General features: G+C 41.5%; 28 protein-coding genes. 13 read left to right on the top strand and 15 right to left on the bottom strand.

From position 1 onward, the window contains the following. Window positions 1-80: 80 nt before the first annotated feature. From BLQ87_RS33540 to BLQ87_RS17985, 8 genes are all read right to left on the bottom strand, one after another. A complete protein-coding gene (locus BLQ87_RS33540; RefSeq protein WP_143010472.1) occupies window positions 81-287 on the bottom strand; it encodes a hypothetical protein in 207 nt (68 codons plus the stop codon). Between the two features lie 23 nt (window positions 288-310). Continuing rightward, on the bottom strand, window positions 311-517 hold the full coding sequence (locus BLQ87_RS17965) for a hypothetical protein (RefSeq protein ID WP_074609488.1): 207 nt from the start codon (window positions 515-517) through the stop codon (window positions 311-313). 217 nt (window positions 518-734) lie between these two features. Continuing rightward, window positions 735-902 carry a hypothetical protein gene (locus BLQ87_RS33815; protein WP_172664861.1) on the bottom strand — a complete coding sequence of 56 codons (168 nt, stop codon included), beginning with the start codon at window positions 900-902 and terminating at the stop codon, window positions 735-737. A gap of 59 nt (window positions 903-961) precedes the next feature. Further along, on the bottom strand, window positions 962-1171 hold the full coding sequence (locus BLQ87_RS33545) for a hypothetical protein (RefSeq protein WP_143010473.1): 210 nt from the start codon (window positions 1169-1171) through the stop codon (window positions 962-964). A gap of 47 nt (window positions 1172-1218) precedes the next feature. Next, complete coding sequence (locus tag BLQ87_RS17970) at window positions 1219-1434, bottom strand: hypothetical protein (protein ID WP_074609489.1); 216 nt, start codon at window positions 1432-1434, stop codon at window positions 1219-1221. A 292-nt stretch (window positions 1435-1726) separates the two neighbouring features. Further along, window positions 1727-1927, bottom strand: coding sequence for a hypothetical protein (locus tag BLQ87_RS33550; protein ID WP_143010474.1), 201 nt, complete (start codon window positions 1925-1927; stop codon window positions 1727-1729). Between the two features lie 58 nt (window positions 1928-1985). After that, window positions 1986-2189, bottom strand: coding sequence for a hypothetical protein (locus tag BLQ87_RS17980; protein ID WP_074609493.1), 204 nt, complete (start codon window positions 2187-2189; stop codon window positions 1986-1988). Window positions 2190-2294: 105 nt separating this feature from the next. Beyond that, entirely contained in the window at window positions 2295-2504 is a 210-nt protein-coding gene (locus BLQ87_RS17985; protein ID WP_074609495.1) for a hypothetical protein, read from the bottom strand. Between the two features lie 559 nt (window positions 2505-3063). Here BLQ87_RS17985 and ccsA point away from each other — a divergent pair. From ccsA to BLQ87_RS18045, 12 genes are all read left to right on the top strand, one after another. Beyond that, the gene (gene ccsA / locus BLQ87_RS17990) at window positions 3064-3720 is read left to right on the top strand and encodes a cytochrome c biogenesis protein CcsA (RefSeq protein WP_074609498.1); all 657 of its coding nucleotides are present in this window, start codon (window positions 3064-3066) and stop codon (window positions 3718-3720) included. Window positions 3721-3878: 158 nt separating this feature from the next. Continuing rightward, window positions 3879-4097, top strand: coding sequence for a CcmD family protein (locus tag BLQ87_RS17995; protein WP_074609501.1), 219 nt, complete (start codon window positions 3879-3881; stop codon window positions 4095-4097). Window positions 4098-4249: 152 nt separating this feature from the next. After that, window positions 4250-5671 carry a Glu/Leu/Phe/Val family dehydrogenase gene (locus tag BLQ87_RS18000; protein ID WP_074609504.1) on the top strand — a complete coding sequence of 474 codons (1422 nt, stop codon included), beginning with the start codon at window positions 4250-4252 and terminating at the stop codon, window positions 5669-5671. A 140-nt stretch (window positions 5672-5811) separates the two neighbouring features. Then, window positions 5812-6486: a peptide-methionine (S)-S-oxide reductase MsrA gene (msrA, locus tag BLQ87_RS18005; protein ID WP_074609506.1), complete on the top strand. Its 675-nt coding sequence runs from the start codon at window positions 5812-5814 to the stop codon at window positions 6484-6486. 155 nt (window positions 6487-6641) lie between these two features. Then, window positions 6642-7052, top strand: coding sequence for a cytochrome c maturation protein CcmE domain-containing protein (locus tag BLQ87_RS18010; protein WP_074609509.1), 411 nt, complete (start codon window positions 6642-6644; stop codon window positions 7050-7052). A gap of 5 nt (window positions 7053-7057) precedes the next feature. Then, the gene (locus BLQ87_RS18015; RefSeq protein WP_074609511.1) at window positions 7058-9526 is read left to right on the top strand and encodes a heme lyase CcmF/NrfE family subunit; all 2469 of its coding nucleotides are present in this window, start codon (window positions 7058-7060) and stop codon (window positions 9524-9526) included. A gap of 19 nt (window positions 9527-9545) precedes the next feature. Beyond that, the gene (locus BLQ87_RS18020) at window positions 9546-10307 is read left to right on the top strand and encodes a Rossmann-like and DUF2520 domain-containing protein (protein WP_074609513.1); all 762 of its coding nucleotides are present in this window, start codon (window positions 9546-9548) and stop codon (window positions 10305-10307) included. Between the two features lie 43 nt (window positions 10308-10350). Further along, window positions 10351-10683 (top strand): 2Fe-2S iron-sulfur cluster-binding protein, encoded by a 333-nt coding sequence (locus BLQ87_RS18025; protein WP_074609516.1) that lies wholly within the window; start codon window positions 10351-10353, stop codon window positions 10681-10683. 18 nt (window positions 10684-10701) lie between these two features. After that, entirely contained in the window at window positions 10702-10944 is a 243-nt protein-coding gene (gene iscX / locus BLQ87_RS18030) for a Fe-S cluster assembly protein IscX (RefSeq protein ID WP_074609518.1), read from the top strand. A gap of 5 nt (window positions 10945-10949) precedes the next feature. Beyond that, a complete protein-coding gene (locus tag BLQ87_RS18035) occupies window positions 10950-11477 on the top strand; it encodes a KdsC family phosphatase (protein ID WP_074609521.1) in 528 nt (175 codons plus the stop codon). Window positions 11478-11586: 109 nt separating this feature from the next. Further along, on the top strand, window positions 11587-11991 hold the full coding sequence (locus BLQ87_RS18040; RefSeq protein WP_074609523.1) for a hypothetical protein: 405 nt from the start codon (window positions 11587-11589) through the stop codon (window positions 11989-11991). A 69-nt stretch (window positions 11992-12060) separates the two neighbouring features. Beyond that, the gene (locus BLQ87_RS18045) at window positions 12061-12642 is read left to right on the top strand and encodes a Maf family nucleotide pyrophosphatase (protein ID WP_074609525.1); all 582 of its coding nucleotides are present in this window, start codon (window positions 12061-12063) and stop codon (window positions 12640-12642) included. Here the strand turns inward: BLQ87_RS18045 and BLQ87_RS18050 are convergent. The 7 genes from BLQ87_RS18050 to BLQ87_RS18080 all read right to left on the bottom strand — a co-directional run bounded on the left by BLQ87_RS18050 (window position 12639) and on the right by BLQ87_RS18080 (window position 18718). Then, complete coding sequence (locus tag BLQ87_RS18050; RefSeq protein ID WP_074609527.1) at window positions 12639-13544, bottom strand: Ppx/GppA phosphatase family protein; 906 nt, start codon at window positions 13542-13544, stop codon at window positions 12639-12641. The two genes, BLQ87_RS18045 and BLQ87_RS18050, sit on opposite strands and share 4 nt — an antisense overlap. Window positions 13545-13549: 5 nt before the next feature. Then, complete coding sequence (locus BLQ87_RS18055) at window positions 13550-14884, bottom strand: ABC transporter permease (protein WP_074609528.1); 1335 nt, start codon at window positions 14882-14884, stop codon at window positions 13550-13552. Beyond that, entirely contained in the window at window positions 14881-15795 is a 915-nt protein-coding gene (locus tag BLQ87_RS18060) for an ABC transporter ATP-binding protein (RefSeq protein ID WP_074609530.1), read from the bottom strand. The genes BLQ87_RS18055 and BLQ87_RS18060 overlap by 4 nt, the downstream gene beginning before the upstream one ends. Before the next feature lie 140 nt (window positions 15796-15935). Beyond that, on the bottom strand, window positions 15936-17111 hold the full coding sequence (gene dnaJ, locus BLQ87_RS18065; RefSeq protein ID WP_074609532.1) for a molecular chaperone DnaJ: 1176 nt from the start codon (window positions 17109-17111) through the stop codon (window positions 15936-15938). Window positions 17112-17117: 6 nt separating this feature from the next. Beyond that, window positions 17118-17699 carry a nucleotide exchange factor GrpE gene (locus tag BLQ87_RS18070; protein WP_074609534.1) on the bottom strand — a complete coding sequence of 194 codons (582 nt, stop codon included), beginning with the start codon at window positions 17697-17699 and terminating at the stop codon, window positions 17118-17120. A gap of 129 nt (window positions 17700-17828) precedes the next feature. Then, complete coding sequence (locus BLQ87_RS18075; RefSeq protein WP_074609536.1) at window positions 17829-18512, bottom strand: cell division ATP-binding protein FtsE; 684 nt, start codon at window positions 18510-18512, stop codon at window positions 17829-17831. A 2-nt stretch (window positions 18513-18514) separates the two neighbouring features. Beyond that, the gene (locus tag BLQ87_RS18080; RefSeq protein WP_074609538.1) at window positions 18515-18718 is read right to left on the bottom strand and encodes a fructose-6-phosphate aldolase; all 204 of its coding nucleotides are present in this window, start codon (window positions 18716-18718) and stop codon (window positions 18515-18517) included. Between the two features lie 757 nt (window positions 18719-19475). On the opposite strand from BLQ87_RS18080, the gene BLQ87_RS18085 reads away from it, so the two are divergent. Beyond that, on the top strand, window positions 19476-22637 hold the full coding sequence (locus BLQ87_RS18085) for a SusC/RagA family TonB-linked outer membrane protein (RefSeq protein WP_074609540.1): 3162 nt from the start codon (window positions 19476-19478) through the stop codon (window positions 22635-22637). Window positions 22638-22666: the final 29 nt, after the last annotated feature.

A 22666-nucleotide genomic window follows, 5' to 3' on the forward strand; every position in this document is an offset into this window, starting at 1 on the left:
GTTTTGATTTAATTGGTTAGTGTTTTTTTTGTTTCGTATAACCGATACCGGCATTATTGGCAGCTATCGGTTATATTTTTTTATTGACAGACCTGGGTATATCCCATTCCCGGGCAGCGGACCATGACGCATTGTTGTGATTCAGGGCAACTGCTTCCGCCAGGAAGAGAATCGTCGAAATAGCAGGATTCAGGACATTGAGGTGTCAGGACTCCTCCTGTTACTTTTTTAAGCTCGGTTCTGCTTAATTTTTGACTTTGTTGGAGTTTTGAATTGTTTTTTAACATGAATTTTAAGTTTAGAATATTGTTTACATACAAATTGAAGCCCACATCCCGTTGCTGCACAGGTAGCCTGTGCATTGCTGATCTTCAGCGCAGCCTGGTACCAATACACTTCCTACGCGATGGGTACAATTTCCCGGACAGCTGTTAATAGGACCTCCGCCGGTAACTTTTTTAAGGGCATTTCTGTCCAGTTTTTGGTGTCCTTTCAGATTAGAATTATTTTTTAGCATGATATTTAGTTTGATTAATGGATGATGATATCGTGGTTTTTGTTTCGACGCTTTTCAGTGCCTGCGTTTTTTAGAAGCTCATCATAAGAATTAATTTTAAGCAGGGTTAATCGCATTTATAACCGAAGTCTTTTTCGGATCCGGACCACAATAATAGAGGTTATATGGTCTTGGTTTAATGTGATTTCTGGTGCTAACAGATGAGTTCTTTAGCGGACTACTGGCACCTGTAGCCCAGGTTTGGACCTAAGGGAGAGGTGCAGGCGTAGTTGATGCATTGTTTGTTGTCAGGACAATATCTGTCTCCCGTATTCGGGTCGCTTAAACACTGGTCAGCACAACGAAGCCTGGATGTATTGTCGTTTCCTCCCAGTAGTTTTTTCATCTCAGCCCTATTCAATGAATGGGCACTCTTTAAATTTAACATCAGATTTAGGGTTTAGGTTATACACATTTGTAACTGGTGATTTCGGGCTGTCCCGGACAGCTATAAACAATGCAGTGTTTACCGTCATTGCAGACCCGGGTTCCTGCATCGGGATCGTAGTCGCACTGATCGTCACAATTCAGCCTTGATGAATTGTGATTTGTACCTCCGGAGAGCTTTTTCATGTCGGCTCTGCTCAGATACTGAGCGTTCTTTAGTTTTAACATAGATTAAATTTGGTTAGTTAATGTGAATTTATGTGAGCGATTTGGCTTTATCCGCAACGATATCCGTATTCATCCGGACCGCCGCAGGGAAATGCGATGCATTCCATGTGTGAAGGGCAACCGAACATCTCCATTCCTCCAGGTTCCTGATAAGTACAGGTCAGAGGGCAATTTGGATCGAATTTAATTCCGCCGCCGGTTACGCCTTTGAGTTCATTTCTGCTTAGCTTTTTTCCTTGTTTGTCTAAATTGTTTATTAACATGATGATTGAGTTTAGATGAATGAATTGTTGTTATACACAATGAACTGCGTATTCGTCTGGTCCGCCACAGCTGTAGGGTACACAATCCATGTGGCTGGGGCAACCTAACATTAATGGGGTGTGGTCGTCCTGGTAGGTGCAGTCCTGAGGACAAAACGGATTGAATATGTTTCCGCCGGTTACGCCTTTGAGTTCATTTCTGCTTAATTTTTTTCCTTGTTTATTTAAGTTGTTTTTTAACATGATGCTAAGGTTTGAGTGGAAGAATGGATTTAGAAGTGAAAACTGGTTCTTAAAGCGGCTGGCAGCTTTCTCCCATATAGGTAGCGTCACAGCTATAGGTCACACATTCTTCGTAAGGTGGACAACCTATACGCAGTTGTCCATTGATGCGATGCGTGCATACATAAGGACAGTTTGGTGGTCTTGTTCCTCCGGTAAGGTTTTTCATTTGGGTTCTGCTCAGGGTCTGAGCGTTTTTGAATTTTAACATAAGATTGGCGTTTTGTTGGATGATTAATGTCTATTGTACTGTTTGATGTGATCCTGGTTTAACGGCATTCATATCCGTAATTTTCTTCAGGATTCGGACCGCAATAGTAAATGACACATTCTTGTCCCGGGTTACAGCCGGTTGGTCCTCCCGGATTCTCGAAACAGTAGGTGATGCAGGCGAAACCTGAATTTTGACTGCCGCCAAGGGCTGTTTTCATTTCGCTCCTGCTTAATGGTTTGGTGTTTTTAAGATTTAGCATGATGTCTGAGGTTTAATGGATACTGCTAATCGTTTTTACGTCGGCCTGCTCATCAGCAGGCCTTTTTATCGACGTTAAAGAATTGGATTTAATGAACAGTCTGGCTTAAACACATTTATAGCCATACTGATTGGAGTTGGGATTGCACCTGTACGACACACACTGTTTGTCGCCACCGCAGAAACGTTCTCCGGTATTTTCATCCAAAAAGCAAAATTCAGGGCAAAGGGCTTTGGCAGCATTGTCATTGTTGCCACCCATTAAATTTTTCATGTCGGTTCTGCTCAGGGATTGAGCGTTTTTCAGTTTTAACATAAGATTGAATTTGGTTAGTTAATGTATTGCTTTGTTGTCCCGGATCACAGCCGGGCCTGTAGTTCTTTATTATCGAAAAGCTGAATAAACTGTTGAAAAGACTTATTGTATTAATTTCAGTATTTGAAAGTGTGCTTCGGCAGAAAATAGAAACGGGGATCCGGGCTTTAAAGATCTTTAAAAGATATTCAGGGTTGTTAATTTTAATCGGAACGTTATTTGTAATTAATAGTTTAATATAATTATTAATTATATAGTTTTAAAATATATAATATGATTTTGGTGCGACTATTTTCGTGATTAGTATATTTATAGCGTATAGCGAGTTAAATTGATGGTATTTTATGTTGCAACGTTTTTGTGACATTTGTTCGTTTATGAACCGGATCTTCTCTTATCTGGAAATTGATGGTACTGATCGATTCAGTAATTTCACCGTCATTTGTGTCCGTTTGAATTTTAAAGGACTTGTGTTTATTGGCTTAATTATTAAGAAGTAGACAATTTTCTCTTTACATTTGGTGCTTAGTAAAATTGAAAGAATTAAATTTTTAGATCAATGTATAAGAGCTGGTGGAAAATATTAGGAGCAGTGTTGGTGATTTATTCAACAATTGCAGGTTTTTTGATTAAGACACCTGATTTACCTATCATACGCGAAAGCATTAGAAACCTCTACTTTCACGTTCCGATGTGGTTCAGCATGATTGTATTGTTTAGTACTTCGGTTTTTTATAGTGTCAAATACCTGAGCAGCAGTAATCCAAATGATGACATTAAAGCGGTCGAGAGCGTTAACGCAGGGGTAGTCTTTGGTATTTTGGGTCTTTCTACCGGTATGATCTGGGCAAGATTTGCCTGGGGGCAGGCATGGAGCTTTGATGTCAAGCAGAACTTTGCGGCCATCGCTATATTGCTTTATTTTGCTTACCTCGTACTTCGCAATGCGATTGATGAAGAACAAAAACGAGCCAAGATTTCTGCGATCTATAATATATTTGCTTTTCCAATCATGGTCGTGTTGCTTTTTGTACTTCCAAGAATGGCTGATTCTCTGCATCCGGGTGATGGGGGGAATCCGGGTTTTAACGCTTATGATCTGGATAGCCGGATGAGAATGGTATTTTACCCTGCCTGTCTGGGTTGGATTCTCATCGGATGTTGGATTTACACGATCCTTTATCGGGTTCGTACCCTTGAAAAAGACCATCGCTAAAAAAGATATTCCCGATGCAATTCCTAAAATCATAGGTAGGATTCATCTCCATTGAAAAAAAATATACTCATGAAACCATCATGATCTTACAGATCACATAACGAAATGAATATTAAGATCATGATGGCTTCATAACCGATAAAAAATATTATATACTCATGAAAAAAATTACAGCAACCTTTTTAATGTTCATGATCACCATGCAATTGTTTGCTCAGGGGCAAGGTTCATCCATAACAGACAGCCTATATGCATCCGGTAAAATATACGTTGTGGTGGCATGTGTACTGGTAATCCTGCTGGGCTTGCTTTTGTTTCTATTTACGATAGAAAAAAGATTAAAAAAAATAGAAAAGAAAACTTCGGCTAAAATCTAATTTTAAATCGTTTAGGCCCTGTTTTTGCTTGTTTTATGATGTGGTGTTTCCGTTACACTAAGTGATTCCGGATTTGCATTAATGGTTTTTTTTAATGCAATTTTGCACCTAATTAGGATACGAACTTATATTCAATTCATAAATAACAAATAATGGCTAATACAGCAAACGACACAAATTTCTTCGCAGATGTCTGCAAGAATTTTGACAATGCCGCCCAATTTACTTCCCATCCAGAGGGTCTGTTAACCCAAATCAAAGCTTGTAACAGTGTCTATCGTTTCCAGTTCCCTATCCGTAGAGGAAATGGTTTCGAGGTTATTGATGCATGGCGTGTAGAACACTCTCATCACATGAGTCCTACCAAAGGTGGTATTCGCTATAGCGAAATGGTTAATGAAGATGAAGTAATGGCCTTGGCGGCTTTAATGACGTACAAGTGTGCTATTGTCAACGTTCCTTTCGGTGGTGCTAAAGGTGGTATTAAGATCACTACCAAAAATTATACGGTTGGCGAGTTGGAAAACATCACCCGTCGTTATACGACAGAATTAATTAAAAAGAACTTTATCGGTCCCGGTATTGACGTTCCTGCTCCGGATTATGGATCAGGCGAGCGTGAAATGAGCTGGATCGCTGATACATATATGACCATGAACCCGGGTCAGTTAGATGCTTTGGGTTGTGTAACCGGAAAACCAATTGCCTTACACGGTATCCGTGGACGTAAAGAAGCAACCGGACGTGGTGTGGCTTATGCCATCAGAGAATGTGTAACTGTAGCTGAAGATATGGCTAAAATCGGTTTCACAGCTGGTTTAGGTGATAAAAGAGTCATCGTACAAGGATTAGGTAACGTGGGTTATCACTCTGCTAAATTCTTAGCAGAATTTGGTGCAACCATCGTTGGTCTTTGTGAGTTTGAAGGTGCGATTTACAATGCAGACGGTTTAAATATTGATGAGGTATTTGCTCACCGTAAATTAACAGGATCTATCTTAGGTTTCCCGGGTGCTACAGAATTTAAAAATTCTATGGAAGGCCTGGAGCAACCATGTGATATCCTTGTTCCTGCAGCATTGGAGAACCAGATCACTTCAGAGAACATCAGAAACATCAAAGCGAAAATCATCGCTGAAGGTGCCAACGGACCATGTACTCCGGAAGCGGAAGAAATCTTTACTGAAATGGGCGGTATCATCATTCCTGATATGTACTGTAATGCAGGTGGTGTAACCGTATCTTACTTTGAATGGTTGAAAAACCTTTCTCACGTAGCGTTTGGCCGTATGGAAAACCGTTACGCAGAGAACTCTAACAGAAACCTGATCAACACCCTGGAAAGTCTTACCGGTAAAAGCATTCCTGCTGAACACCGCTTAATGATTGTTAAAGGTGCTTCAGAGTTGGAGCTGGTAAACTCCGGACTGGAAGATACCATGATTCACTCTTACCATGAGATCAGAGAAACTTTAATGACCAAACCTGGTATTGAAACGTTAAGAACTGCTGCTTTTGTTGGTTCAATTGACAAAATTGCAATTTCTTACATGAACCTTGGTATCTGGCCATAGGGAATACCATGTTATTATATGAAGAAGAGGGCCAATAGCGCCCTCTTTTTTTGTGTCATATTTTTTTCATACTATTTTAACCATAAATCTTCCTGTCCTGGATTCACGTATCTTGTATAGATCAATCTGGAGGATTTTCAATGATGCGGATACCTGGAATAGTCTTAATTTTATTGCCGATGTTCTTTATGGCCTGTACTTCAGGTCCTGCAGCGCAGCAACTGGAAAGTAAGCATGGCTTTGCAGTGATCGGACCCCCGAAATCCGGAGAGCAGCTGGCTACTTTTGCCGGTGGTTGTTTCTGGGCATTACAGGAGGGAATGATCGAGCTAAAAGGAGTGCATAAAGTGATTAGTGGTTATTCCGGTGGGACAAGCGCAAATCCGGATTACGCAAAAGTGATGTCGAAAACAGCAGGACATGCAGAAGCAGTTCAGGTTTATTACGATCCGAAAGTCATCTCTTTTGAGCAGCTCTGCGAAGCTTTCTTTCATGCACATGACCCCACGCAGGTGGATGGACAAGGGCCCGATCTGGGAATTGAATACCGCTCTATTGCTTTTTTTCGCACGCCGGAAGAATACAGGACCATCCGAAGGGTGATTGACCGGCTGGAAGCCTCTGTTTATCGAAATCATCCGGTAGTTACCGAGTTAATTCCTTTTAAAATCATTTATCCGGCAGAAATGGAACACCAGGATTACTATAAACGTAATTTATGGGATAGCTATATCCGGAAAATCTCCCGGCCAAAAGTGTTGAAACTCCGTAAGGAAATGCCGGAATTCATCAAAACTGAGTACCTGAAAACCTAGAAATATTTTGTTTTCCCGGAAGGAACTGCTTCAATCTTAGTGTTTTTGTCAGAGAACTATCAATAAATCGTCATCAAAGTGAATTGAACGGCCTTAAAAGATTTTAGGTACTTATATTTTTTATCTTTGTACCATTCTAAATTTTTATTAGCATCATGAGAAAAAGTGCAATTATTGGTTTAATTACAATAGCGATATGTGTAGGGTTCTTAATTAGTCTGAATGCCGACACCAGCAGCTATTCTACTTTCTCCGAAGCTGCAAAAGACCCGCGCGAATTCCATGTCATGGGATATTGGGAAAAAGCGAAAGGGATGTATTATGATGCACAGAAAGATGCCAATCATTTTGCTTTCTACATGAAAGATGAAAAAGGCCTTGTGAACAAAGTAGTTTACAATGGCACAAAACCCCAGGATTTCGAACGTTCAGAAAAATTAGTTTTAATCGGTAAAATGAAAGATAATACCTTTTATGCTTCAAAAATATTAATGAAATGTCCTTCTAAGTACAACAATGATCTTGTAGAGGTGAAAGAGGACGGTCAGGTAATAAAATACAACTAATCTTAATGGATATACAATTTATTGGAGAGAACCTCCTGCCCGGTAAAATCGGCCAATTCTTTATTGTTTTAGCGTTTGCCGCTTCTTTACTCTCTGCGATTTCCTATTTCTTCGCAGCAAAGAATAAAGACCTTGGAGATCAATCATGGACCCGCTTAGGGCGGATTTCATTCTTAATAAACTGGGTAAGTATCCTGGGCATAGGAATCACCTTATTTTACCTCATCCTAAATCACAATAACGAATATTATTACGTTTATTCTCACTCTTCCAAAGCGCTTCCGGTATATTATATCGTTTCTGCTTTCTGGGAAGGACAGGAGGGTAGTTTCTGGTTATGGGCATTCTGGCAGGCTTTGCTTGGTGGGGTTTTAATCTGGAAAGCCAAATCCTGGGAAAACGGAGTGATGACCATTGTTGCTTTCTCACAGGTATTCCTGACTTCGATGTTGCTGGGGGTACAAATCTTCGGCGAAAGAATCGGAAGTTCTCCTTTTATCCTGTTGAGGGAAGCTGTAAATCTTAAAGAAATGGCACCGGTAGTATTTGCCGATGCTGAAAACTATAAAAATTACCTGAAGTTCATTACCGACGGACGGGGTTTGAATCCTTTATTACAAAACTATTGGATGGTGATCCATCCGCCAACACTGTTCCTTGGATTTGCGAGTATGATCGTCCCGTTTGCGTACGCGGTGACTGGTTTATGGCAGCGGAAATATAAAGAATGGGTTAAGCCGGCAATGCCATGGGCATTATTTGCGGTGATGATATTGGGAACGGGAATTATTATGGGCTCTTTCTGGGCGTATGAAGCCCTGAATTTCGGAGGCTTCTGGGCATGGGACCCGGTAGAAAATGCGTCTATTATTCCATGGCTGACCCTGATTGCAGGTGTTCACGTGATGATCGCTTTCAAAAATACGGGACATTCCTTCTTTACAGCAATTATTTTGGTGATCATCAGTTTTGTACTGGTATTATACGCGTCCTTCCTTACCAGGAGTGGTATTCTTGGAGAGACGTCTGTTCACTCTTTCACCGATCTTGGTATGTTTGGTCACCTGATCTTATACAATGTGGTATTCCTGGCCTTACCGGTATACCTGTTGATCTCAAGATGGAAAGAATTGCCGATTACGAATAAAGATGAAGAAACTTATTCCAGGGAATTCTGGATGTTTATCGGTGCATTGGTCGTTACTGTGGCCTGTATCCAGGTGATCTTCTCTACTTCAGTGCCGGTATTCAATGCCGCATTCGGAACCAAATTTGCGCCTCCGATTGATGCAATCAAATATTATAACCAATGGCAGGCACCTTTTGCCATTCTGGTTACGTTTATCTCTGGTTTCTCTCAGTTCATGAAATACAAGAGAACAGATACCCGTAAATTTTACAGCAGCCTGATTGCTTCTATTCTATTTGCAATAGTCATCACCGCAGGCTTTGTTTACCTGACAAATATCTATACCAATTTAATGTATATCCTGCTGACGTTCAGTTGTGTGTTCGCCATCCTTGCCAATGCAAGGATCCTCGGACAAGCCTTCGGCGGGAAACGTAAACTGGTAGGGGCCGCAGTAGCGCACATGGGATTTGCTTTATTATTGGTTGGCGCATTGGTTGCCGCAGCAACGAATAAGCCGATCTCTCTGAATGCAACGAACTTCATCCCGGTGAAGGATTTTGAAAAAGCGGAGAAGCCTGGTGAAAACATCGTGCTCTACAAAAACGAGCCTAAGAAAATGGGTAGGTATATGGTTACTTATACCAGAGATACGACCGTTGCGCCAAATACGATCTTTACCTTAAACTTTAAGGTTTATGATGAGGAGACGGGTAAGCTGAAAGAAGATTTTGAATTGAATCCTCATGTTCAGGCGAACGAGAAAATGGGCTTAATCGCTTCTCCGGATACCAAACATTACCTTACTTACGACGTATATACGCACATCACGAGTGCGCCGGATAAAAAACAAACCCGCGGGGACCATGAAGAAACCAATCCGGAAGAAAATTATAAAGCACCAAGGATTGTAAATGTGAGCACAGGAGATACCCTGCATACCAGCAGCGGGATCATTACCGTAAAAGGCCTGAACAACCAGCCAAAGGCGAAAAGCCTGGCATTGGCTCCCGGCGACCTTGCTGTAGGTTTACCATTGGAAGTAGTGGTCAACGGAAAGACGTATAAAACAGAACCGATCTTCCTGGTAAAAGGAAACAATACATTTGATTTTGCCCGTAATATTGATGAACTGGGACTAAGATTCAGGTTTACCAAAGTCCTTCCTGATCAGCAAAAAGTAGAGCTCCAGGTGTATGAGAAGCCTCAGCAGGCAAAAGACTGGGTAGTATTTAAAGCGATTGAGTTTCCTTATATCAATTTATACTGGGCAGGAACAATTGTCATGGTGATCGGATTTTTACTTTCGATCCTGAGAAGACAAAAAGAGGTTAAATCCGTTTAATTTACCATTGCCAAAAGAGATGAAAATTGTTTGTATCGGTTCGGGGAATGTGGCTACACATTTTGCAAATGCTTTTAAAGCAAATGCTGCAGAGCTGATTCAGGTCTGGAGTAAAAATCAGGACCATGCTGCAGAATTGGCAGGCGTAACGGGGGCACAGCCGATCTCTGACTTAAAAGAGATTGACCCTGAGGCTGATTTATACCTCATTGCGGTAAAAGATGATGCCATTCCGGAAGTGATAACAGCGCTGGCCAATGTGAAGGGAATGGTGGTCCATACTTCAGGGGCGACAGACATCGGGGTATTCTCTGAAACAGGGATGAACTTCGGGGTTTTATATCCATTGCAGACTTTTTCCAAACAAAAAGCCCTCGATTTTAACCAGGTTCCACTTTGTATCGAAGCTAAAGATCAGGAAACACTGGATGCCTTAAAATCCATTGCCCGGATGCTGAGTCCGCTGGTATATGAAGTAAACTCTGAAAAGAGAAGGATTTTACACCTCTCGGCGGTATTTGCCTGTAACTTTGTAAATCACTTATATGCCTTAAGCAATGAGATTCTGCAAAAGAACGACCTTGATTTTGAGATTTTAAGACCCTTGATCATGGAAACGGCAGTAAAGGTTCAGGATGCTTTTCCCGCAGATGTACAGACCGGACCAGCGATTCGTAACGACGAACAAACGATTATAAAACATAAAGAATTGTTGAAAGATAGGCCTGAATTGAAGGATATCTATGAAACTTTAAGTAAAAGCATTAAAAAAACACATTAATCGTGTAATTGCGGTTTTTGGTGCTTATTTTTGAGACCTAATTATGAGTATTTTTAAATTAAAGATAAATTTTGAAGAGCAGGGTAAAGAATCAATAGAGCTTCCAATAGCTGGAGGGGAATCGGTTCTTGATGTATGCCATGATCACGGAATAGAATTACAACACAACTGCGGGGGAGTATGCGGTTGTAGTACTTGTCATGTATATGTGACTAAAGGAATGGACGATATTCAGGAAATTTCCGATAAGGAAGAAGACTTTATTGATCGTGCAGTTCGCCCAAGGATTACCTCCAGACTGGGTTGCCAGTGTGTAGTGATCAGCGGAGATATTGAAGTAACGATCCCTGATCAGTCTGAGTTTTTAGGCCATTAATTAACAAACAAACATTATATGCAAGATAAATTTGCTTTACCAATTTATTGGAACGACCACGAGGATATCGCTCAGGAGTTATATGAGAAATTTGGGGACGAATTCAATGAAGCCAAAATATACCGTATCAGGTTTACTGAATTATTAGAATGGGTTTTAACACTGCCTAATTTTAAAGGAACCAAAGAGGAAAGTACTGAAGGCCACCTGGAGCAAATCCAGTCTGCCTGGGTTTATGAATGGAGAGATAACCAAGACTAGACCTGATGTTTCTGCAAAAACTTAAAGAAATCACCACATTTATATTTGATGTAGATGGGGTATTAACCAATGGTGATATCTTGGCCTCTGATTCGGGGGAGTTTTTGCGGACATTTAATATTAAAGATGGTTATGCCCTTCAACTGGCGGTGAAACGTGGATTCCATGTTTGCATCATCTCCGGCGGAAAAGGTCAGGCCATGCAAAAACGCTTTGAAGGTTTAGGCATTAAAGCCGTCTTTCTGGGCGTTTCTGATAAAGTACAGGTCTTCCATCAATACCTGGAAAAAATACAGACCGGGGCAACTCAGGTACTGTATATGGGAGATGACATCCCTGATCTTAAAGTCATGAAACTGGTAGGGCTCCCTACCTGTCCGGCTGATGCTGTTCCGGAAATTAAAGCCATTTCTCAATATATTTCTCCTTATACCGGTGGTAAAACTGCGGTGAGAGACGTTATCGAAAAAGTACTCCGGGTGCAGGAACAATGGTTTGATGAGCAACCTTCTGCCGCAGATTCAGGTAAATAATACTGCTTTTCTTTTGTAACACGTATGTTACTTTGCGGCGATTAAACTAAATTCCTTCCGGCTCCTCTAATCTTAAAAAACAATAGAACCGGTTTAATATTAGAATCCTATGAAAAAATTATTGATGATTTGCGGACTGTTATTCAGTGTAATTACATTCGCACAAGCTCAGCAAGATGGTGGTCGTAAAATGAGAACCCCTGAAGAAAGAGCACAAAAGAATGCAGAAGGCCTGACTAAGAGACTAGGTCTTAATGACGATCAGAAAACGAAAGCTACTGCTATCTTTTTGGACCAGGCCAATGCGGTAAATAAAGCACGTGAAGCTGGTTCAGGTGATAAAGAGGCGAGAAGGGCGGAAATGCTGAAACTAAGTGATGAAACCGACGCTAAAATTAACGCATTGCTAACTGAAGACCAAAAAAAAACTTACGAAACCTGGAAAGCAGAACGTAAAGATAAAATGAAAAAAGGAATGAGAGGTGATGGCCAGAAACCTGCCGGAGACCAATAAAAATCAATTAATGCAAATAACAGAAGCGGCCTTTGGCCGCTTTTGTTATTTTTGTGCAAAAATTCACTTATGTATCAGCAAAGACTTCCGATTATCCTGGCCTCCAAATCTCCACGCAGACAGGAATTGTTAAGCGCCATGAACCTTGATTTTAAAGTCGTGCTAAAGGAGGTTGATGAGAGTTATCCAGAGGAGCTCCTTCCCGCTGAAATCGCGGTATATATTGCTGAGAAGAAAGCCAAAGCATTTGATGAAGACAGCAAAGGAAGTATCATCATTACCGCTGATACCATTGTGGCGTATAACGGAGAGATTCTGGGGAAACCGGAAGATGCGCATCATGCCACAGAAATGCTGACTAAACTATCAGGCACCAACCATCAGGTATATACAGGAGTAAGTTTAATCTGCAATGGAGAGATGCGCTCTTTCTATGATACTACAGAGGTTTTTTTCAATGACCTCAGTCCGGAACAGATCAGTTATTATATTAAAAACTATAAACCAATGGATAAAGCAGGAGCTTACGGAATTCAGGATTGGATTGGTATGATTGCTGTGAAAAAAATAATTGGTTCTTATACCAATGTGATGGGACTGCCTACGGAAAAGCTATATAAGGCTTTAGCGGATCAGAACTGGACGGTTTAATTTTGCAGGTCGGCCAATACACCCATTTTAAGGTCGTAGGTAGATAAACTTAGTTTTTCGATATTTCCTGCCGACAGGATATAGTCTGTCAGTATGGAAGCCATAACGATCATGTCTACCCTTAAACGGATGAGTCCCGGCATCTTTTCCCTTTCTTCATGAGCGGAAGCAATGAAGGTTGCTGATAGTGCTTTGTAGGCCGGAATATCAATAGGATAGTGTTTCGTCTCTTTCAGATTCAATTCCGGATATAGCATACCGGTAAAGGTCTCAAAGGCGCCCGCTGAGCCAATTAAATGTTTAGGGCGATACAAGTTCAGTACGTCCTTTAAGTCGCTTAATTCTGCATCTAAATGGCGTGTAATCGCATTTTGATCGGCTGTTGTAATGGGGTCGGAATGAAAGAAGGCCTGCATTAAACGTGCAGCACCAATATTGTAGCTTTTCTTCCAGAGCAGTTCTTCTTTATTGCAAATGATAAATTCGGTACTGCCTCCTCCGATGTCCATAATCAGTGCAGTCCCGTTGATCACCCCTGTGGCCCTTACCCCTTTGAAGATATAGGTCGCTTCTTCATCGCCACTAATTACTTCGATGTCAATTCCTGCATAATTTTTAGCGGCTTTAACGAAGCTGCTGCCATTTTCTGCACTTCGGATGGCAGAGGTTGCGGTGGCTTTGACGAGCTCAACTTCGTGCTCCTTGATGAGCAGGCTAAACTTTTCCAACGCCAGGAGGCCTCTTTCGAAAGCCTCCTGGATGATGAAATTGTCATTGATCTTCCCTTCGCCAAGTCGTACGGGAAGGTTTGTTTTATAACAAATACTGGTGTCATCCGCTGTAAGTTCAGCAATGATCAGGTGGAAAGTGTTCGTTCCAAGGTCAATAACAGCAACCTTCATTCGGGTTAATTTTTATAGGTAAACCATTTAATCATTTCTTTCAGGCTTGTCTTTTTACCATACATCAGGATACCAACCCTGTATATTCTCGAGGCCAGCCAAACCGTGCCAATAAATCCGACTACGAGGATCAGCATAGATAATGCCAATTGCCAATCCGGAACGCCATAAGGTAAGCGGACCACCATTGCAATAGGAGAGGTAAAAGGAATCATGGATAACCAGAAAGCAATCGGGCCATATGGATCGTTGGTCACTACGCTTAAAGAAAGGGCATAACCGACCAGTAAAGGCATCATCACCGGCATCATAAACTGTTGGGTCTCTGTTTCCGAATCTACGGCAGAACCAATTGCAGCATAGAGGGCGCTGTAAAATAAATATCCGCCGATAAAGAAAAATATAAATACCAGAATGATCTTCGTCAGGTCTAAACTGGCCAGACTTTTCTGCATTGCCAATACCGGACTGTCCACAGGACTATTCACCGCTGGAGAGATGCTGGTTCCATCTTTAGCTTTTATGGCCACTGAGGTGTTCTGTGCGATGGCATCCTTGCCCACAAAAGCACTGACGGCCAGGGTAGAGATGGATGCGGTAAGCACGATCCAGAGTACAAACTGTGTCAGCCCCACCAGGGCGATGCCGATGATTTTACCCATCATCAGCTGGAAAGGTTTTACTGAAGAGATCATAATTTCGATGATTCTGCTGGTTTTCTCTTCGATAACACCACGCATCACCTGTATTCCGTATAAAAGGATGAACATAAACATGAATATCCCTGCTGCGGTTCCGATAATGGTACTGGCACCGGCACTGGAATCTTCTTCTTTTCCGGCTTCGCCGATCTTTTTAGTGTCAATATTCACGTCGGTTTTTAAGCCATCCAGGTCGGTCTGGGAAATCCCTGAGGCTTTTAATTTCTGTGTGCGGATCAGCTCTTCGATATCACCAGACACGCGGTTGCTGAGGGAAAGTCCGGCTTGTTTAGTGCCGATCAGCTGTATTCCTTTAGGAGAACTGATGTCGAATTCCGGCAGGTAAAGAATATAGTCGTATTCAGTTGTTTTTAAAGATGACTTCATCGCTTCCAGCGATTGATTGACATAGGCATAACCTATATTTTTAGTCGGCTGAAGTTTCTCCGTCAAAGATTTGTTGTTGTTAACAACGGCAACTTTATTAAAGGTCCCTTTTACTCCCTGAATAGAAAAGTAAATGATCAGTCCGTAAAAGCCGGCAACGATCAGTGGTGTAAGTAAAGTCATGATGATGAACGACTTCTTTTTTACCCTGGATAAGTATTCTCTTTGTATGATGAGTAAGATTTTGTTCATGGCTTTTGGTCTTGTTGGGTTACTTTTTGAATGAAAATGTCGTTCATGGTAGGGATTACTTCATCCAGGCGGTTAATGGATACATGTGGAAGTAATGCAGATAGGACCTGGTTGGCGGTTTGCTCCTCCCGGATCCTGATCTTCAGCTGGGTTTTTCCATTTACAGTTTCTGCCTGTAATACTTCAAAAAGCTGATTTGAGTTTTCAACGTTATAATCACCTTCATATTCCAGCCAAAAGGTATTGTTGCGGTATTGTTCCCTGATCTCCTTAACGGGGCCGTCCAGAATTTTCTTTGAGCGGTGGATGAGGGCAATGTTGTCACACAGTTCTTCAACAGATTCCATTCTATGGGTGGAGAAGATAAAGGTTGCGCCTGCCTTGTTTAATTCCAGGATTTCATTTTTTATGATGTCTGCATTTACAGGATCAAAACCGGAGAAGGGTTCATCAAGAATGATGAGTTCCGGCTGATGCAGTACGGTGGCCACAAACTGTACTTTTTGCTGCATTCCTTTACTGAGGTCTTCGACCTTTTTCTTCCACCAATCGGCCATTTCCAGTTTTTCAAACCAAAACCTGATTCTTCTGGTCGCTTCAGTTGTACTCAATCCTTTCAGCTTGGCGAGGTAAAGTACCTGCTCGCCAATTTCCATTTTTTTGTATAAGCCTCTTTCTTCGGGCAGATAACCGATTTGAGAGATGTGCTCTACATTGAGCCGTTCTCCATTGAACAAAACTTCGCCGCTGTCGGGGCCGGTAATTTGAGTGATGATCCTGATGAGGGAGGTCTTTCCTGCACCGTTTGGGCCCAGAAGTCCAAAGATTTTACCTTTTTCTACCTGCAGGCTGACATCGTCCAATGCGCGGTGGGTAGCGTATTGTTTAACAATATTCTTTATTGTGAGCATGTATTAGTTTTATTAGTCAATAGTTAGTAGCACATCTGACTAAAATGTTACTGTTTTTTTGATAAACTTTTCAAAAAACAAAAAAGGCCATATCTCCTGTTAAAAAGAGATATGGCCTAAACTAATTTCAGGAGTAAATATTACTCGAAATATTCTTTCATCTTCTCAAAGAAGCTTTTGTCGTTCTTTCCTGGCTGAGGTTTGAAATTCGGTGACTCCCTCAATTTTTCCAGCATGCTTCTTTCTTCCGAGCTCAATGCTTTAGGGGTCCAGATGTTGATGTGGATGATCTGATCACCACGGTGATAAGAATTGATTTCAGGAAGGCCTTTGCCTTTCAAACGCAACAATTTGCCGCTTTGGGTACCTGGTTCGATTTTGATTTTCGCTTTACCATCAATGGTAGGTACTTCTGCGCTATAACCTAAGGCTGCATCTATAATAGATACATGCAGGTCGTAAACCACATTGTTTCCTTCACGTTTCAGGGTTTCATGAGCTACTTCTTCAATCAGAATGATCAGGTCTCCCGGAATACCACCGTTAGGGGCAGCATTACCTTTTCCACTCATGCTCAACTGCATGCCATCACTTACACCCGCAGGGATATTGATGGTAATGGTTTCTTCACCGCGAACGATGCCTTCACCATGACAGGAAGTACATTTAGAGGTAATCTGTGAACCGCTGCCATTACAGGTAGGGCAGGTAGCCGTGGTTTGCATCTGGCCCAATATGGTATTGGTTACCCTGCGTACCGCACCGCTTCCGCCGCAAGTCTGACAGGTGCTTACCGAGTTGCGGTCTTTAGCACCTGATCCGTCGCAGGTTTTACAGCTGATCTGTTTATTTACTTTAATTTTCTTTTCTGTGCCGTTGGCAATCTCTTCCAGGGTAAGCTTTACCTTGATGCGCAGGTTTGTACCTTTCGCCACGCGTCTGCCACCACCACGAGATTGCTGTCCGCCGCCGCCAAAGAAGCTATCAAATGGACTGCCGCCACCGCCACCAAAGATATCGCCAAACTGGCTGAAGATATCTTCCATGTTCATGCCGCCGCCGCCATATCCGCCGCCGTTACCTGAAGCACCACCAACACCGGCATGGCCATAATGGTCATAACGCTGTTTCTTCTCCGGATTACTTAAAATCTCGTAAGCCTCTGCTGCTTCCTTAAACTTATCCTCAGCCGTCTTGTCATTCGGATTTTTATCCGGGTGAAACTTGATGGCCAGTTTACGATAAGCCTTCTTTATCTCTTCGGCGGATGAACTCTTGGATACACCAAGCACATCATAATAATCTCTTTTGCTCATAAAATATTAACTACCTACTACGACTTTGGCAAAGCGTATCACCTTGTCGTTTAAAGTGTATCCTTTTTCTAATTCGTCTATAACTTTCCCTTTCATTTCCTCAACCGGAGCAGGGATTTTTGTTATCGCTTCATGAAGGTCTGTGTCAAAAGGAATGCTGATGCTTTCCATTTCTTTCAGGCCTTTCTGTCCTAATACGCTTTTTAATTTATGGTGAACCAAGGCAACACCTTCTCGGATTGCATTGACTTCTGTTGCATTTTCCATGGCCTTATTGGCACGGTCAAAATCATCCAATACCGGAAGCATAGAGACGATCACGTCTTTACCTGCAGTCTGCAAAAGCTCTACGCGTTCTTTTTGAGTACGACGTTTATAATTGTCAAACTCTGCAAACAGGCGCAGGTATTTATCATTTAAAGCTGCAACTTCTTGTTGTAATTTTTCCTCAACAGAGATTTCAGGTTGAACTTCTTCAGTTGAAGCGGCATCTGCACTTTCTTCGGCTTGCTCGCTGGTTACCTGCTCTTCAGCAGTATTTTCCAAAATAGGATCTTCGATGTCGTTTTTTTTCTTCTTGCTAAACATGGTATAGTAGAATTTTTGGATCTGAACTCAAAAGGTTTGCCAATAAACAATATCAGCCATGCTGTCAGCTTTAAATGAAAAAGACTGACCAGAATGGCTGATTAAGAATATTTTTGTCAGGATAAAGACTTACACGATTTGTGCATCTTCATGCACAATACCCCCCTCACACTTGATGATTCTGGATGGGAAAGTGCGGATAATATGGTAGTCGTGGGTTGCCATTAATACGGCTGTGCCACTCTGACTGATTTGTTTTAACAACATTACAATTTCTTCGGAAGTATCCGGATCCAGGTTTCCTGTAGGTTCATCTGCAAGGATGATCTCCGGATTGTTCAGTAAAGCGCGGGCAATAACCACACGTTGCTGCTCTCCACCGGAAAGCTCATGCGGCATTTTTCTGATTTTTGACCTCAGGCCAACTTTCTCTAATACATCTTTAATGCGCTCCTGAATTAAAGCAGCATCTTTCCATCCTGTAGCTTTCAATACAAACTCCAGGTTTTTCTCTACGGTTCTATCGGATAGCAATTGAAAATCCTGAAACACAATGCCCAGTTTTCTTCGCAGGTAGGGAACGTCTTTTATCGCCAGATTTTTTAAATCAAAGCCTGCAATCTGTCCGTCGCCATTTCCAATATGAAGGTCTCCGTAAATGATCTTCAGTAAACTACTTTTACCGGAGCCCGTCTGGCCGATCAGAAAAACAAACTCTCCCTTATCTACATTCAGATTTACATTAGATAAGACCAGGTGCTTTTGCTGGAATACATCTACCTTCTTTAAATTTATAACTGCGTTTTCTGCCATGTTTAAATATCTAATTTAGCAATTTGTCCGAAAGGCAAATCATTAACAAAACTCATTATATAGGGCAATTTATCACTTAAACCTAATTTATCCAGGGATTTGTCAGGTCTGTCGACCCTGAAATAGGCGAGTAAGGTGAACTTATCATCCCTCAACTGCACATAGTCAGGAATTTTGGCGATGCCTTTTACTTTGATTACATACATTTTGTTCAAAAATAGTATTTCAAACTGAGAAATGAAGCGCTTTCCCGTATTTATCTAATTTCTACGCGGTTGGAATGGAGCGCCGGATTTTCTGCGTTGCTGTTCATCCCTTACTTATAAAGAAATGAAATAATGGGTAGGCCGGTTTTGGTTTGATTTGAATTGATTTTTTTGTGTTTTTGCTTGTTTATGGGGGCATCAGTGTTGAGATTTGCGGATTTTTGCGGGAATGGGGTTTGGGTATGGCGGAATTGATTTCCATTGATTTATGACGCTAAACTTCGTTTTTTGTAGAAAACAACCGTTTGTGTAGCATTGGTGTGGTATTTTTTTTGAATGACATTTGCAAGATACAGGTGTTATTTCCGCAGGATTTTTTTTTACTTTTTCTGACTGATGTTTTTCTTTTTGATTTATTGGAACTGCTCTCTTTACTGTACCTATAGTGTTAATAATAGGGTAATGCAAACGTTTGTGTTGTTAAAATTTGTTAAATGACGTCCGATTAACAATAAATTAGATGTTGAACCCGGTTCTAAAATATAACCAGCTATTCGACCAGATAGTTTTTAGAAGGGGTTCCCGACAAATTAATTGATTCAACTTAACCTAAACCAAGCCCCCTTATGATCACAATTCAACTCTTCTAGTACCTGTTCGTTTGGACGTGATAGCGCTATTATAGTTATCCCTCTGTCCCAGACAAATCTTCCCTTTGTTATTGAACACAGCTTAATTTTTAATTAAACAAAAATTTATGAATAAGTTTTACAAAAAACTCTTTATGGTCAGCCTATTGCTGTTTTTTTCCGCATTTGCTTTTGCGCAAAAGAAAGTTACAGGAACCGTTACCGGTGCTGACGACGGACTCCCTCTTCCGGGAGTATCGGTTATTTTAAAAGGAAGTACTAAAGGCGCAAGTACAGATGGTAATGGTAAATTCAGTATTGATGCCCCTGCAGATGGAACATTACGTTTTTCTTATATAGGATACGATGCCAGAGAAATCGCCATCGCCGGGAAGTCAGAAATTATCGTGAAGCTGAAAGCGGCTGCAAACTCATTAAATGATGTAGTCGTGATCGGTTTCCAGGAAGTATCACGTAAGAAGTCTACTGCTGCAGTATCAACGGTTAAAGCGAAGGATCTGGAAAATCTACCTTCTCCTACATTTGATAAACTATTGCAGGGTAGGGTTGCAGGATTGAATGTTCAAAGCTATTCCGGAGAACCGGGAGGCAGACCCACTTTTTTGGTTAGGGGAAACTCCTCTATCGGAAGAGCAGTGAATGCAGCGAGAGCATTGAGCAGTCCGCTATTTGTGATCGATGGAATTCCAATGGCTAATGAAGACATTTCTTCTTTTGGTGACCTGACCGGAACCAATGTTATCGCCGGACTTAACCCTAATGATATTGAATCGATTGATGTCCTGAAAGATGCTGCCGCGGCTTCCATATATGGTTCCAGAGGAGCAAATGGGGTAGTCGTAGTTAAAACAAAACGTGGAAAGACCGGGAAACCGGAAGTGAATGTGAATGCTTATGCCGGAGTTTCCAAACATGGGGAAATGGCAGAGTATATCATTGGTGCTCAGGAACGCAGGTTTAAAATGGATTACCTGACTAAATATGCTAACCATGCAGATCAGGGGCTTTTTCCGCAAATGTTGACGGATAGTCTCAATCCTGCATTTAACAATGCAAATGACTGGCAGGGCATGTTTTTTCAAACGGGGATTATTCAGAATTATGATGTTTCTGCTTCAGGTGGGGTAGAAAATATCAATTACCGCTTTAGTGGTAACTATTATAATGAACAGGGGATCATCAAAGGAACCGGGTTTAAAAGATATGCCATGTCGGGTACAATGGGAGTAAAACTGACAGAAAAACTGAAAATGGACGCAATGTTCAGGTTATCGCGTGGAGATCGTTCCCGTGGTCGTGGTCAGGCTCCATGGGAAAATCCCTTGCCGATTAGTGCGGGTACTTTTCCAACCTCCTTATTGTACATCAGTCCTTCTGATCAGGCGAATTTTACCGGACAATTGGAAAGTGCGAAAGATAAAAACATCAATGATGATGTTACTGCCAGTCTGAGTCTGGATTATGACGTTGTTAAAAACGTTCACTTCCGTACTCAGGGAGCATTGCAGTCGAGCAAAGGAGGCAGAGATATTTTCAGGCCTAGTATACTGGATGCGAATAACGTGTTTTACGCGCAGTCTTCCAGAGCAAATTATGATAATTTCAATATTGATAACCTCCTGACTTATACGCTTAAGCCAGCTGAAAATCATAACCTGACACTTTTGGGGGGTAATACCATTAATTATACAACCAGCGACTATACTGGTGTTGGCGGTACAGGAATTGGTAATAATGTAATCACTACTGTAAAAGGACTGGAGCCGAAGAACTATGTTCTGAGTGATCCTTACGGAAATATGATTACCGGATCAAAGACTGCGGCTTCAGGTCTTTTGTCTTTCTTTGGCCGTGCATCCTATGATTTTAAAGACAGGTACCTGTTCACTTTTAGTTATCGTGCTGATGCCTCTTCCCGTTTCGGAAAAAACTACAGATGGGCTTATTTCCCTGCAGTTTCGGCCGGATGGGTGGTATCTGACGAACCTTTCATGAAGTCGACCGAAAACTGGTTGTCTTCCCTGAAGTTCAGAGGTAGCTATGGCACATCAGGAAACCTGCCTTCTGATTATTATGCGCCTTTTAACTCTTACCTGACTGGTCAGGGAGGTTACCAAGGTTCTGGTCAGTCGAGCACTTATAATGGTGTCAATGCGGTTACCATTAATCCGCAGTCGATTACTCAGGATAACCTGACCTGGGAACGCTCAACCCAGGCGAATATTGGTGTCGATGCGGAATTCTTTAAGGGCCGGGCAATGTTAACAGTCGATGCCTATAACCGTGGAACTTCAGATATCTTTTTTGATTTAAACCTGCCGGTAACGAGTGGTTATGATAAAGTAAAAACAAATGCCGTTAACATCAGAAACTTAGGTGTTGATTTAAGCCTGTCTGGAAAAGTCTTTAATCAGGATAGTAAATTTCAATGGAACCCGAGATTAATTATGTCCTTTAATAAGAGCCAGATTGTTTCTCTTCCTGATGGCAACAGAGATATTATGGTGACTGATCCCAATACCGGAACAACATTTATACTGACCAAAGGGCGTCCGGTTTATGAATTTTTCCTGGTTAAATCAGAAGGTGTATATTCTACAAAAGATCAGATTCCTTTCGATCCGAGAACAGGCGATCTGATTACGTACTGGAACGGATCCAGAGTGGCACAACCAGGTTCTTACCGCTGGATAGATCAGAATTTCGATTATGACGTATGGGATCACTTTGATAAAGTAAGGGTGGGGAATCCTAACCCAAGGGTAACCGGTGGTTTCAGTAACAGCTTTACTTATAAGAATTTCTCTCTGGAGGTTTATACCACTTTTGTTCTGGGCAGAGAAGTTTACAATACTTATATCTCCAGTCTGTTAGACAGATATAAACAATTAGGTAGCTTCCCTGGAACAGGATTACTGGACCTGAATAAATTGCCGGTATGGCGCCAGCCTGGTGACAATGCCAAATATGCAGATTTGAATCCTTATGGTCCTTACTATTATCAGTTCAATAACTTCTCTTCCGCTTATATGGAGAATGGAAATTATTTGAAGATCAAATACATCAACCTTGCTTATAACTTCCCTGCGAAGATGCTGGAGAAATTTAAGATGAAGCGCTTACAGGTGTATACGATTATAGATAACGTGTATTCTTTCCAAAAATCAAGCTTACCTGATGTGGAAGCTGTAAATGAGCTGGGAGTTTACTCTGGTGATAGCTATCCTGTTCCAAGAAAATTCACTTTTGGTATACAGGCCAGCTTTTAAGGACGACAAATAAGTATTAATTAGAAAGA

It is taken from the genome of Pedobacter steynii (assembly GCF_900103665.1).
GTDB classification, from domain to species: Bacteria; Bacteroidota; Bacteroidia; order Sphingobacteriales; family Sphingobacteriaceae; genus Pedobacter; species Pedobacter steynii.